General features: G+C 52.4%; 12 protein-coding genes. 4 read left to right on the top strand and 8 right to left on the bottom strand.

Features of this window, described 5'->3' with window-relative positions:
• Positions 1-9: 9 nt before the first annotated feature.
• The 5 genes from HV127_RS14245 to HV127_RS14225 are packed head-to-tail and all read right to left on the bottom strand — an operon-like array spanning position 10 to position 6,762.
• A complete protein-coding gene (locus HV127_RS14245; RefSeq protein ID WP_182236796.1) occupies positions 10-2,067 on the bottom strand; it encodes a beta-galactosidase in 2,058 nt (685 codons plus the stop codon).
• Positions 2,068-2,098: 31 nt separating this feature from the next.
• Positions 2,099-3,301 (bottom strand): arabinogalactan endo-beta-1,4-galactanase, encoded by a 1,203-nt coding sequence (locus HV127_RS14240; RefSeq protein WP_182236794.1) that lies wholly within the window; start codon positions 3,299-3,301, stop codon positions 2,099-2,101.
• Between the two features lie 4 nt (positions 3,302-3,305).
• The gene (locus HV127_RS14235) at positions 3,306-4,157 is read right to left on the bottom strand and encodes a sugar ABC transporter permease (protein ID WP_112214163.1); all 852 of its coding nucleotides are present in this window, start codon (positions 4,155-4,157) and stop codon (positions 3,306-3,308) included.
• Between the two features lie 9 nt (positions 4,158-4,166).
• A complete protein-coding gene (locus HV127_RS14230) occupies positions 4,167-5,474 on the bottom strand; it encodes a sugar ABC transporter permease (RefSeq protein ID WP_182236792.1) in 1,308 nt (435 codons plus the stop codon).
• A gap of 55 nt (positions 5,475-5,529) precedes the next feature.
• Complete coding sequence (locus tag HV127_RS14225) at positions 5,530-6,762, bottom strand: maltodextrin ABC transporter substrate-binding protein (protein WP_182236790.1); 1,233 nt, start codon at positions 6,760-6,762, stop codon at positions 5,530-5,532.
• Positions 6,763-7,115: 353 nt separating this feature from the next.
• On the opposite strand from HV127_RS14225, the gene HV127_RS14220 reads away from it, so the two are divergent.
• Positions 7,116-8,225: an ABC transporter ATP-binding protein gene (locus HV127_RS14220; protein ID WP_182236788.1), complete on the top strand. Its 1,110-nt coding sequence runs from the start codon at positions 7,116-7,118 to the stop codon at positions 8,223-8,225.
• 258 nt (positions 8,226-8,483) lie between these two features.
• Positions 8,484-10,070: an EAL domain-containing protein gene (locus HV127_RS14215; protein ID WP_182236786.1), complete on the top strand. Its 1,587-nt coding sequence runs from the start codon at positions 8,484-8,486 to the stop codon at positions 10,068-10,070.
• Positions 10,071-10,072: 2 nt separating this feature from the next.
• Here HV127_RS14215 and HV127_RS14210 read toward each other — a convergent pair whose 3' ends face one another.
• Positions 10,073-10,345 (bottom strand): metal/formaldehyde-sensitive transcriptional repressor, encoded by a 273-nt coding sequence (locus HV127_RS14210; RefSeq protein ID WP_182236784.1) that lies wholly within the window; start codon positions 10,343-10,345, stop codon positions 10,073-10,075.
• 164 nt (positions 10,346-10,509) lie between these two features.
• Between HV127_RS14210 and HV127_RS14205 the strand changes: the two genes are divergently transcribed.
• Positions 10,510-11,331, top strand: a complete 822-nt coding sequence (locus HV127_RS14205) for a nickel/cobalt efflux protein RcnA (RefSeq protein ID WP_182236782.1) — start codon at positions 10,510-10,512, stop codon at positions 11,329-11,331.
• A gap of 46 nt (positions 11,332-11,377) precedes the next feature.
• Here the strand turns inward: HV127_RS14205 and HV127_RS14200 are convergent, their stop codons facing one another.
• A complete protein-coding gene (locus tag HV127_RS14200) occupies positions 11,378-11,731 on the bottom strand; it encodes a DUF1428 family protein (protein ID WP_182236780.1) in 354 nt (117 codons plus the stop codon).
• 92 nt (positions 11,732-11,823) lie between these two features.
• Positions 11,824-12,438: a hypothetical protein gene (locus tag HV127_RS14195; protein WP_182236778.1), complete on the bottom strand. Its 615-nt coding sequence runs from the start codon at positions 12,436-12,438 to the stop codon at positions 11,824-11,826.
• 88 nt (positions 12,439-12,526) lie between these two features.
• On the opposite strand from HV127_RS14195, the gene HV127_RS14190 reads away from it, so the two are divergent.
• Positions 12,527-13,954, top strand: a complete 1,428-nt coding sequence (locus HV127_RS14190; RefSeq protein ID WP_182236776.1) for a PLP-dependent aminotransferase family protein — start codon at positions 12,527-12,529, stop codon at positions 13,952-13,954.
• Positions 13,955-14,030 lie beyond the last annotated feature (76 nt).

Raw genomic sequence — 14,030 nt, 5'->3', positions numbered from 1 at the left:
GGAGAGGAATTACGCGTTACGGCTAAGGATACGGCAATCCCATGCTGTTAAGGTCAATGGCGCGTTCAGCGCCGCACCGGTCAGGCTATCCTGGTAACCCTGCGGCAGCGTAATGCTATGTTGCTGGGTACTGTAGTTTTGCAGGAATACATAAGTGGTTTCGCCATCAGTTCGCGCAGTTGCCACGACCCCCGGCGGCAAATCAGCCTCAACGGCACGCGGCAGCGCCAACTCTTTGCTTATGGTAGCGAAGAAATCGCGCTGGAAGGCAAGATCGTTACGTGAAGCAACGTGCCAGGCCTTACCTTTACCGAAGTGATTGACGGTAACCGCTGGTCTTCCGGCATAAAAATCATCGCGGTATGTCGCCAGCGGCTGCGCGGCTTCAGTATGAATCAGTTCACACAGGTGGCGTACCTGATACGGCCCCTGCAATCCGCCTTTATTCCCCGCCAGTCCTTGCACCAGATTATATTCACCATCGTTCAGGCAGTCGATTTCTTCCGCCCAAATGCCCAGCAGCTTACGTAATGGGCCAGGGAAGCCGCCGAGATGGCACAGATCAGTTTCGTTAACGATACCCGTCCAGTATGTTGTAACTAACTGACCGCCGTTGGCAACGAAATCTTCGGCGCGCTCGGCGAATCCCTCGCGTACCATGTACAACATAGGTGCAATAACCAGCTGATAGGCGCTCAGGTCAACATCCGCATCAATAATATCGACGGCGATCCCCTGCTCCCAGAATGGACGATAGTGTTCGTTGACGGTATTTTCATACTCCATCCCGAGATTACGCGGTCCCTGGGCATCATCCAGCGCCCAGCGGTTTTGCTGGTCGAAGATAATCGCCACTTTGGCATCCGTCCGGCAACCCACCACGCCCGGCAACTTGCTTAACATATCGCCGAGCTTAGTCACTTCACGGCCTACTCGAGTATCCAGGTGGCCTACGTGATCGATAATCGCCCCGTGGAATTTTTCTACCGAACCACGACTCTTGCGCCACTGGAAATACTGCACCGAATCGGCACCGTGCGCGACGGCCTGCATAGAAGAGAGAATATGCATTCCCGGCTTCTTCAGTTTGCTGGTCGGCTGCCAGTTGGTAGAGCTCGGCGTGGATTCCATCAGCACAAACGGTTTACCGCCCTTCAGGCTGCGCATCATGTCGTGATACATGGCGGTATAGCAAGCCAGCGTGGTTTCATCTTTGTCACGGTGCCACATGGGATAGCTATCCCATGAGATGAAGTCCAGCGCCTGTGCCAACTGCCAGTAGTCGTAATCGTAAAAATACTCCATGAAGTTGGTTGTCACCGGCAGTTCAGCATTCGCTGCCTTCAGAGGGGCAACTTCATGGTGGCAGAAGTCAGTCACCTGCGCGGTGTTGAAACGATGCCAGTCAAGGTTAAGACCATGAATTGAGACTTCCCCCTGCGGGGCTGGAGATTCAATCTGCGACCAGTCGCTGTAAGTATGACTCCAGAAAGTGCTCCACCACGCGTGGTTGAGATTATCCAGGGTTTCATAACGCGCCTTCAGCCAGTCACGGAACCGCTCCTGACACAGTCCGCAGTGGCACTCACCACCGTATTCGTTGGAGATATGCCAGCCCAGCACCGCCGGGTGCTGCGAATAACGTTCAGCCAGCAGCGTGTTGATTTTCAGGGTTTTCTCACGATAAACCGGTGATGACATGCAGTGGTTATGGCGTCCACCGTGCAGTGCAGGCACCCGATCGCGACCAACGCGTAGCACCTGAGGATACTTCTGCGACATCCACGCCGGACGCGCGCCGCTCGGGGTGGCGAGATAGACATGAATTCCGGCGGCATACAGTTTATCGAGAATACTGTCCAGCCAGCCAAACTCAAATACGCCTTCCTGAGGTTCAAGCTTCGCCCAGCTAAATATCCCCACCGACATCACATTACATTTTGCCTGCTGCATCATGGCAATATCTTTGTCGATAATATCGGGATAATTCTCCCACTGCTCCGGGTTATAGTCAGCGCCATGCAATAGCGCATTAACCTTAGGACTTAAAGGCGCAAATTTTTTCATAATAAACATCCTGAAGTTTAAAGCTGAATGATTAATTAAATACCTTCATCGATGGCAATGCTTTTCCCTGGCAATCAAACAGCGCCTGATTTTCCCGGGCATTGCCCTCTTTCCACTCATCGTGGATATATTTCATTCCGGCAGGTGTCGCCCAGGTATTTCCCGGCACGGCGATCCATGTCGGCTCCCAATAAAAAATACCTTTTCCGCGATGTTCCGGCACGTCGATAACGGCCTGCATTAAATCGTGAATATAATTATATTGCCCTTGTACGGTCGCCGGATAACCGCCATCCTTTTCCTCTTTCGCCTGGAAACTATTTTCCGCGTTATCGCAGTTCTCCAGGGTATAAGCGTAGGCAGCCTCAACAACAATCACGTCTTTGTTATAGCGCTTGCTGATATCGTCCATATTGGCTTTCAACGCGCTAATCGGGCCATTCCAGTAGGTGTACATCGACAGACCGATAATGTCGTAAGGCACGTTGCGCTTGCTGATTTCATCAAACCACCAGCGGAAGGTATCGTTTTTGGTTCCTTCCGCCAGATGAAGCATAATTTTCACCTGCTCGCCGCCGGTGAGATTTTCTTTCAGGCCATCAATAGCCGCGTTAAGCAGTCCTGCGAGGCGATCGAATTCACCACCGCCCTGCCCCCAGCTTTTACCCTCCGGCCACAGCATACCGCCGTTAATCTCGTTACCGATCTGCACCATATCCGGCAGCACGCCTTCCTGTTTAAAGCGGGCAATCGTGTCGCGGGTGTAGTCGTGGATGGTGGTTTTCAGCTGCGGATAGTCCATTTTATCCCAGGCCTTCGGCTTGTACTGCTTACCCGGGTCGGTCCAGAAATCGCTGTAGTGGAAATCGAGCAGCAGCTTCATACCCTGCGCTTTTGCACGTTTCGCCAGCACCAGCGTCGCCGCCAGATCGTTATCACCGCCACCGTAGCCCTGACCCTGAGCATCTTTAGGATCAACCCACAGACGCAGGCGAACATAATTCACGCCATCAGCCTTCAAAATCGCGATCGGATCCTGCTGCTGATTATTGTGGTTATAAAACTTTACCCCGTGCTTTTCCGCATCCAGCAACGTGGAAATATCCGCACCTTTAATAAAATCAGCGGGCATATTGTTGAACGCCTTGGTTTGCAGCGCATCGGCGGCAAACGTACTGGCGGAGAAACAGCATGCCAGAGAAACAGCAAGCCACGCGGGTGTTAATCTTTTCATGAGGTTATCCTTTTGTACTGCCAGAGGTCAGGCCGGAAACAAAGTATTTTTGCAGCGCCAGATAGAGAATCGCGACCGGGACGGCAATCAGCACCGCTCCCGCTGCATAAGTGGTGTAGCTGGCACCCATTTTCTGCGCTACCAGGTTGTACAGGCCGATCGGCAGCGTGTACTTATCCGGGGTACGCAGGATAGTGCTGGAGAGAATAAAATCCCCCAGCGGGCCGGTGAACGAGAACAGCGCCACCACCGCGAGGATCGGCTTTGACAGCGGCATGATGATTTCGAAAAAAATGCGGAAGCTGCTGGCACCATCCATACGTGCGGACTCATCCAGATCTTTAGGGATCGCATCCAGATATCCCTTCATAAGCCAGGTATTCATCGGGATCATGCCACCAACGTAGATCAGCACCAGCGCCAGATGGCTGTTGATCAGCCCCAGCAACTGCGACAAAACAAAGATCGCAATGAGCGCCGAGAACTGCGGGATCATCTGTAGTAACAGGAACAGCATCAGCCCATTCTGTCGTCCTTTGAAACGAAAACGAGAGAACGCGTAGGCGGTGAAGCTCACGCTGATTAAGGTCAGCACCATGGTCATGAAACTGATCTTCATCGAATTCCAGTACCAGGTCAGGTAGTTCACATTGCCATTAAACAGGTCGGCGTAATGCTGGAACGACAGGTTCTCTGGAATAATCGACGTACTCAGCAGACTATTCCCGGCGTTCAGTGATGCCCCTACCGTCCATACCAACGGGTAGATGATGATCGTCGACACCAGGATTACCACCAGCCAGGTCAGTGACAGGCGAATCCACTTTTCGCGTTTAATACTCGGTGATTTAGCCATTTGCTTCCCTTACGCCATGTCGTCGTTTTTGAAGGATTTAGTGGCGCGGAACTGCCACAACGCCAGGCCGACAACGAAAATCGACAGCAGGATCGTAATGGTGGCCGCGATGGCGTATTGCGAAGACGACATCGTCAATTTATAAATCCACGACACCAGAATATCCGTACCCCCAGCATTGGAACCCGCCACCGCAGGGCCGCCGTTGTTGAACAGATAGATGATGTTGAAGTTGTTAAAGTTGAAGGTGTACTGGGTGATGATGATCGGCGCAATCGAGTACAGCACCAGCGGCAGAGTAATGGTGCGCAGGCGGGTATACGCGCTTGCGCCGTCCATGGTGGCCGCTTCATAAAGATCGTCCGGTATCGCCTGCAGTACGCCGGTAGTCATGGCAAAGACAAACGGGAAGCCCAGCCAGGTCTGCATCATGATCAGCGCAGTCTTGGTCCAGAACGGATCGGTCAGCCACGCCTTCGGGCTGATGCCGAAGAAGGATAAAATCGCGTTATTAATCACCCCGAACGAATCGTTGAACATCCCGGCAAAAACCAGAATTGTCACGAACCCCGGCACCGCCCACGGCAGAATAAAAATAGTACGAATCATCGGCTTAAAGCGCAGATCTTTCTGGTTGACCAGAATGGCCAGCAGCACACCGACGGTACATTGCAACGTCGTCGCCAGTAAAGTCCACACCACTGTCCACTGCAACACATCAAAGAAGGTTGAGCGCCAGATGGATAATGTGAAGATGTTGATGAAGTTTTTGAACCCGACCCAATCCACCAGCTTCGCCGGCGGCGTGTGGTAAAGGTTGTAGTTGGTAAAGGCAATGGCAAAACCAAACAAAATCGGGAAGATGACGACAAACACCAGCAGAATAAAGCCGGGGCTAATCATCAGATAGGGAAAACCGTCTCTGAGCAGCATCTGATACTGCTTGCGCACGCTATTTAGCGCCATGCCCTCATCGCGCTTTTTGCCATTTACCCAGGCATCGCGCAGCGAGAGAAAATAGACCAGCAGGCCAAAGGCGACAATCAGTACGCTGATAATCCCTTCCGCCAGCAGGAAAATAGAATTATCCCGCGGTACCTCTTCGCCTAAGGTATATAGCCCCCATAAGCCCTCGCTGAGAAAATCATAAAAAACGCTTATAAAGCTACTCAGCAGCACCAGGAAAACAATCCCCTTCAACCACTGACGGTGATAAAACTGCCCAAAACCCGGCACGATAGCCAGCAACAGGCCGCACCACGCATGGCGTCCTGCGCCGCGCACCTCGGCAATATTTTCGCTGGGATTGATAATCACACACGACTCCTTCTGAAAACGGGAGGAGTACCTCCCGTTCTGTTACATCACTTGATTATTGATTGCTGGCCTGCATCGCTTCGATCTGCATCTTGATCTGCTTCTCAGCCCCATCAAGCGCCGCCTGCGGATCCTGTTTCCCGGTCAGGCTCAGCTCCAGAGCGGCATTCGTCGGACCCCAGACTTCGCCCATTTCCGGAATGCCAGGCATCGCCGTCGCCCGCGCCGACTGCACGGCCACCGCGCTGGCCTTTTCGTCATTCTTAATCACCGGATCGTCAATCATCGCTTTCAACGGCGGGATTTCGCCGGTCGCGATATAGCGCGCTTTCACGTACTGCGGCTGGTTGATGAATTCGATGAACTGCTGCGCCAGAGCTTTGTCTTTGCTCCACGTCGAGACGACATAACCTTTCACACCGAGGAAGGAGCTCATTGGTTTACCGTCCGGCAGCGTTGGTAGCGGCACGACCCCGTAGTTGATGCCTGCCGCTTCATACGGCTGGAAGGCCCAAGGACCGTTAATCACTGCCGCCGCTTTCTTCTCGGTGAACAGTGAATCGATAGCATTCAGTCCGTTGTCCCCAAGGATCCCGGCCGGGAAAACCTTTTCGGCATAGAATTTTTTCAGGAAGGTGACCGCTTCCACCGCGCCAGGTTTATTCAGGCCAACGTCCTGCGGGTTAAAACCACCTTTGTCGTTCTTGCCGAAGATGTAGCCGCCCATTGGCCCGATAGCGCCCCAGCTGTAATAGATCTGATCAAACTTCGCCAACAGGCCGTATTTGCCCTCTTCGCGCTGTTTTTTCGAATAGTCGAACCACGCCTGCAGGCTATCCAGCGGCTGGGCAATCAGGTCTTTGTTGTAAATCAGCACCAGGGTTTCCACCGCTTTCGGCACGCCGTACAACACATTATCCATGTGGAAAGCGTTGATTGACGCAGGTGTGAAAACGTCTTGTTTTGCCTGGTCCAGCGTCAAAGGCGATAAAAGCCCCTGTACAACCGCGCCGCCTAGCTGATCGTTCGGGATAACCAGTACATCAGGGCCAATACCCGCCGGGCCATCGAGGCGCAGCTTTTCCAGCTGCTGGGCGTAAGGCATCTCCTGCACATTCACCTTAACGTTGTACTGCTTTTCAAAATCACTCACCGCGGTTTTGATACCGTCAGATTTCTTAATGTCTTCCCAGACGTTGAGCTGCCCAGCCGCGTGCGCCTGCAGGCTCACTAACTGCCCGGCAGACAAAGTGGTAAGGATCAGTGCAGCAAGAGTGTTCTTTTTCATTATCAACCTCATGTGAAGGTATAACAATTAAATGGTTTTTATTGAATGGTACGACTTTTTGTAATGTTTGAATCTACTGATAAACGGTGATTCATAACGAAAACCTCCGTCACATTGAATTTGTTATACGCTACGCTTTGAATGCGGATAAAACTACTGAAAGCTGCCAGTTGTGTGATCATGATTGCAGAAATGAAACATCACTGTATGGCGCAAAAACGCTGGAAGTTATAGTCATCACATGACTTTAGTGTCGTTGAGCATCGTCAGGCTGAATTGTTATACGTTATACAAAACCACATTACAGCCCTAATCCCAACGGCAAACAACGGCTACTAACCCGGGGAATGTTGATGTCCAATATACGACTGAGGAATGTCACCAAGCGGTTCGGCAGTACAGTGACGCTGCATCAGGTAAATCTTGATATTGAAGATGGTGAATTTGCGGTTTTCGTCGGCCCGTCCGGCTGCGGTAAATCTACGCTACTGCGCATGATTGCCGGACTCGAGGAGGTCAGCGACGGTGAAGTGCTGATTGGCGATGAAGTGATGAACGACGTGGTTCCAGCCCATCGTGGCGTAGCGATGGTATTTCAGTCTTACGCGCTTTATCCGCATATGACGGTTGCGGAAAATATGGGCTATGGCCTTAAGGTCAATAAAGTCCCGAAAGATGAAATTCGCCGTCAGGTTGAGATGGTGGCAAAAACGCTGCAGCTTTCACATCTGCTGGATCGTAAACCTAAACAGCTCTCAGGTGGTCAGCGCCAGCGCGTGGCGATTGGCCGCGCTATTGTGCGCAATCCGCGAGTGTTTATGTTTGATGAACCGCTCTCTAACCTTGATGCTGAATTACGCGTCGAGATGCGCCTGCATATCGCCAAACTACACCACGAACTCAAGACCACCATGGTCTATGTCACCCACGATCAGGTCGAAGCAATGACTCTGGCCGATAAAATAGTCGTGATGAACTACGGCAAAGTTGAGCAGATGGGCTCACCGATGTCGCTGTATTACAATCCGGTCAATAAATTCGTTGCAGGATTTATCGGTTCACCGAAAATGAACTTCCTTCCCGCCGCGGTGACCGCCTGGCAACCAGGTCAGCTCAGCGTGAAGATGGCGCAAGATCACCACCTGACGCTCAATATCACTACCTCGCCGCTGCAGCCAGGTGCCCCCGTTACGCTCGGTATTCGCCCTGAACATCTCTCAACGAATGTGAACACAGGGACCGTCGTTGAGTTTCAATGTGAAGTGGTCGAGAGACTGGGCAACAATACCTATCTGTTCGGTCAGTGTTATGGCCATGATAACGTCAAAATCCTGCTGCCCGGCGACGTTCATTTCCGCCCATGGCAGAAAATTAGCGTTGCGTTCGACGACCGCTACTGCATGGTGTTCGATGAAAATGACCTGCGGATTAGCGCCGATATCTCTGCACCGGATGCCCATTAAGCACAACATCTGGCTGTCATGATTACGCTTTAGAATATGAATATATGCTGATAACCCTTATTGTCAGCATGCTAGCCCTCGTTTTTCTCCGCATCGCTCAAAGCGTTAAGCGCCGCGGATCATCCACTGTTTGCCCGAAATCGTCGGTATCTCGCGATTCGGGCTTTTTTATCCCGCGCAACTCTGATTTCCTGACCACTACGTTTTTTATCTTTCGCGTATACTCATCGAACCCCTCGATGAATTAAGGAAATACTCATGACGACCCGGCATCAAGTGAGTCTGGTTACAGGGGTACTAATACTTGCCATTATTTTGCCCATAGTCCTGAGTATCTGGTTAGCAACCCAGCAGGCCAAAATGCAGTTTTACACCGAACTGGATAATTTTTCCGCCCGCGTTCTGGAGCGCGTCCAGCAGGTAGCCGACCAGGCACGGGAAGCGCTCAGGGAAGCGGATACCCACACAGCAGCCACCTGTAGCCCACAGCACTTACTCGAAATGCGGCGCATTGCCTATACCCATCGCTACGTGCAGGAGGTTCTGTGGTTACGCGATGGCATTCCGCAGTGCTCTTCTCTTGAAGATCACCAGGTTTCAGTAACCTTTCCGGTACCTGATCACATCACTAGCGACGGCTATCGTGCCTGGCTTACATCGGTTAACGACCTGGGCCTGCAACATAAAATGACGGCAATGGGCAGCGAGCATCATGTGGTGATGATTGATCCCACTTCGTTTATTGATGTGATTCCATTAGGCCAGGAAGAGATTCACACTCTCTTGTTCGGAACCAAGCGCAATCAGATTATTATCAGCAGTAAGCCGCTCGATGCGGTAGCCTGGGCGAAAATTAAACGCCTGGATGCCGATACGCTGACTCTCAATAATACCGTTTATCGTATTCACACCATTCCTGAGCTGGGTCTGGCTATCGCCACCTGGTCATCCACACTGCCATTACAGAAAAAACTCCATCAGCAGCTGATACTGTGGCTACCGATTGGTTTATTCACTAGCCTGCTGACCTCGTTCCTGCTTCTTCGCTTGTTAAGAAGATTACGCTCACCGCGCTACGGGATGCTGGACGCCCTGCACTCCAACGCCATTCAGGTGTATTACCAACCCATAATTTCGCTACAAAGTGGAAAAATCGTCGGCGCTGAAGCGCTGGCGCGCTGGCAGCAACCGGATGGTAGCTTTTTATCGCCGGATATTTTTATTCCGCTTGCCGAGCAGACCGGGCTTATCACCCGCTTAACGGAAGATATTGTCAGAAAAATCTTTGCCGACCTTGGCCCCTGGTTACGCCAGCGTCCGGATATCCATATTGCGATTAATCTGTCGGTCGATGACTTGCGTTCGCCAAAGCTGCCGCAGCTTTTACGCGAACAGCTTCTTATCTGGAATATCCATGCCCAGCAAATCATCCTGGAAATTACCGAACGCGGTTTTGTTGATCCGCAAATCACCCTGCCGGTTATCGCGGGCTACCGCAAGGCAGGGCATCGTATCTCCATTGATGATTTCGGTACCGGCTACTCCAGCCTGAGCTATTTGCAAAAACTGGACGTTGATACTCTGAAAATCGATAAATCGTTTGTCGATACGCTGGAGTACAAACCGCTTACGCCGCACATTATCGAGATGGCGAAAGCGCTTAATCTGGCGACCGTCGCGGAAGGTGTGGAAACCGAAAGCCAGCGCGACTGGCTGCGCGATCATGGTGTGCAATATGCCCAAGGCTGGCTTTACAGCAAGGCTCTGCCGAAAGAGAAGTTTATCCTGTGGGCAGAGAATAACCTCAAAGCCCCCCCCACAGAGCCTGATGAAAATCGCGCCTGAATTCACTTCAGGTAGGATTTGACCACCTGCATGACCACTTCAAGGTCGGCTTCACGCTGGCTTTCTTCTGGTTCTTTAACGACATGGTCCGTTAAGTGGCCCTGGATGACCTGCAACATCATACCGTTGACCGCCCCGCGGATCGCCGCAAGCTGCTGCAACACCTCTGCGCATTCATGTTCCCGATTGAGCATTTTCTCCAGCGCCGCACTTTGCCCCTGAATTTTCTTCAATCTGGTCAATAACATCTTCTTGTGACGAACGGTATGTGACATATCGCGATCCACTCTTCAATGAGTCAATTTTTGCCGCTAAAGGCCTTTGTATGGAATGACAACAGCATAACATGCTCTACTCCCCCGGAGTATTTTTCTACTGGGGGGTAGTATTTATGTACTAGGGGGGAGTAGCATACGATCACTTTTAGCGGGAGCTGGTTATGAACGATTTCACTTCACTTTTGCAGCAAGGCAATGCCTGGTTATTTATACCCAGCGCCATTCTGCTCGGCGCACTGCACGGCCTCGAGCCGGGGCACTCTAAAACAATGATGGCGGCATTTATTGTGGCGGTGCGTGGCACGTTGAAGCAGGCGGTACTGCTGGGGCTAGCTGCAACCATATCGCATACGGCGGTCGTCTGGCTGGTGGCAATGGCGGGTTTATGGTTTGGTCGCGGCTGGGACGCGCAGACATCAGAACCCTGGTTTCAGCTGATTTCAGGGATCCTTATCGTACTGATCGCCTGCTGGATGCTGTGGCGAACCTGGCGCGAATCTCGCCCGCATGAACATGAACATGAACATGAACATGAACATCATCATGATCATCACCATCCACATGAATACAACTCTCCCCCCCATCAAGGTCCGCTGGTTGCCTCCGACTGGCAGGACGCGCACCAGCGAGCGCATGCAGAAGAGATCAATCGTCGCTTTAACGGACAACAAGTCACCACCGGGCAAATCATGTTATTCGGGCTAACGGGTGGTTTAATCCCCTGTCCGGCATCAATTACCGTATTGCTCATTTGCCTGCAGTTGAAAAAATTCTCGCTGGGAGCGACGCTGGTGTTGGGGTTTAGCGTGGGGCTGGCGCTTACCTTAGTCGCCTCTGGCGCGATTGCGGCTTTAAGCGTGAAACACGTCGCCAACCGCTGGCCGGGGCTGAACAATCTGTCGCGAAAAGCACCGTGGATTTCCGGCACGCTGATTATCGTGGTGGGTTTCTATATGATGCTGCATGGCTGGAGTAGTTTGTAACGAAGCTATTGCCATCCCCACTGGCTGCGGGGATGGCAGAGATGAATTACTCATCCAGTAGCGGTGCGAAACCGCCGAAAATCATTCGTTTACCGTCAAATGACATATTATCGCCGAACTCTTTCATCCGCGGATCGGCCATCATTTTGGCGTTGGCGGCATCCCTGGCTTCTTTCGAAGCATATTCAATCCAGCTAAACACCACCTCTTCATCATCTTCAGCTTTCACTGCCATACGGAAGTCGGTCAACTTTCCATCGGGGACATCATCCGCCCAACACTCCACCACGCGCAGCGCGCCAAACTCTTTAAAGAGTGGCGCGGCCTTTGCTGCCATTTCGCGGTATGCCTCCTTATTTTCCGCCGGTACGGCAACAACAAAACCATCAACGTACTTCATGAGTTAATTCTCCGAAGTGAACAGCACAGCCGGAGAACCCGGCTGTATCTGAATTGATAAGTTTAGTCTTTGCACTTGATGACGGCTTAAAATCAGGAAATAACCTCACTGCGTTTTGCCGACGCTTTGCGCGTAATTGGCTGGCGAAACCACGGCAAGCACAGCTGAATCAGTGGCCCAATCGTTAACGCATAAAGTACGGTACCTACGCCAAATTTACCGCCTAATAGCCAGCCAATCAGCAGAACCGATACTTCAATCGCCGTACGAATGCCGCGCAACGACCACCCTGTACGTGCATGCAGGCCAGTCATAAGACCATCGCGAGGACCCGGGCCGAAACCGGCACCAATATACATGCCAGTTGCCAGTGCATTCAGTACGATAGCTCCCACCAGCAGCAGGCTGCTCGCCACGAGCGACTCTATAGGCGGCAACACCGCCAGGGTGGCATTTGCCGCCAGCCCTAACACAACCACATTACTCACTGTACCCAGACCCGGCATTTGCCGTAGCGGGATCCACAACAGCAGCACTGCCGCGCCTGTCAGAATCATAACCGTGCCAAAATCGAGCTCGAACTGTTTACCTATCCCCAGATGAAAAACATCCCACGGATCGGCCCCAAGATTGGCATGAACAAATAACGCAGTCGATACGCCATACAGGACCAGACCGATGTAAAGTTGCAACAGGCGACGTACCATTTTTTACCTCTTTAATAATTGCGATTTTCTTTATCATCAGCAAAAATGGATTGATAATTAATGGCCAGTTTTAAAAAAGTGGATTGCTATGTCACCTCGTCGCTTTGGTTCACAATCGCTGGTCAGATTGCTCGGTAACTGGCAAGAATCCGCCTCCCGTACGCCGCTCTGGCGTCAGTTAGCTGAAGCTCTACGCCTGCTAATCCTCGATGGTCGCCTGGCTTTGGAAACCAGGCTACCCGGCGAACGTGAACTGGCAGCCGCTCTGAATATCAGCCGCACCACGGTTGCCAGCGCGCTCGGACAACTGCGAGAAGAGGGCTATCTCTACAGTCGCCAGGGCAGCGGATCGCGGATCGCTCTGCCGGAACGCCCCGTAAATATGGCAGCCAAAACGCCGGACCCGTTGTCAGTCAATCTGGCCGTTGCTGCGCTCAGCGCTGGACCTGAGATCCATCAAGCCTACAGTCAGGCTCTCAAGATCATGCCTCAGCATTTATCCAATACCGGTTACGATCAGCAAGGCCTGCCGCTTCTTCGCGAAGCGATCGCCCACCGCTATAGCGAGCGCGGCCTGCCGACGCGCAGTGACGAAGTGATGATCGTCAATGGAGCGCTAAGCGGATTTGCTCTGGTGCTGCGTTTATTAACCGGGCCAGGAGATCGCGTGGTAGTAGATGCGCCGACTTACCCCATGGCGATCAGCGCAATTCAGGGAGCATCGTGCCGCCCGGTTGGCGTCGCGTTACCAGCGCAGGGATGGGATTGCGACGGTCTGGCAGCGACGATCGCGCAAACGGCCCCGCGACTGGCCTGGCTGATGCCCGACTTTCATAACCCCACTGGTCGTTGTATGGATAGCGCCACGCGCCAGCGGGTTGCCGATATCGCGGCGCAAACCCGCACTACTCTGGTGATCGATGAGACGATGGTCGATTTATGGTACGACGCCCCACCACCGCCTCCATTAGCGACGTTTAATCCGGACGCGCCGGTAATCACTATCGGCTCTGCAGGGAAAAGTTTTTGGGGAGGGTTGCGCATAGGCTGGATCCGCGCGTCTTCACGAACCATTGCATCGCTGGTCCAGGCACGCGACTCCCTCGATCTGGGCTCTCCGCTGCTGGAGCAACTGGCCTGCTGCTGGTTACTGGAAAATGAAAAAACGCTGTTACCATCACGCCGGACGATGCTGGCCGCCCGCAGGGACATGTGTGGCAAACTGATGGCTGAGTTTTTCCCGCATTGGCGTTTTACGTTGCCCGAGGGAGGGCTCTCTTTTTGGGTGGAATTACCAGGAATGCTGGCGACACTGTTTTCGGTGCGGGCAGAAAGTCGCGGGATTCATATCGGAACAGGAACGCGTTTCGGTCTGGCAGGCGCATTTGACCGTTATTTACGTTTGCCCTTCACGCTGTCTGATGAGGAACTACGCAACGCCTTCAATACGCTGCAGCCGCTATGGCATAGCCTTACGGAACAGAAGGATAATTTTCGCCTGCGGAAAATCATATAATAAAATATCGACGGGCTGGAGCCAGCCCGTCAAAAACCATCATCCATGATGCATATGAGATGTTTTTATAAAATTG

This window comes from Klebsiella sp. RHBSTW-00215, assembly GCF_014103785.1.
Classification (GTDB): domain Bacteria; phylum Pseudomonadota; class Gammaproteobacteria; order Enterobacterales; family Enterobacteriaceae; genus Klebsiella.
The sequence above is the reverse complement of the archived record's forward strand: the minus strand, read 5'-3'. Positions and strand labels throughout refer to the sequence as shown.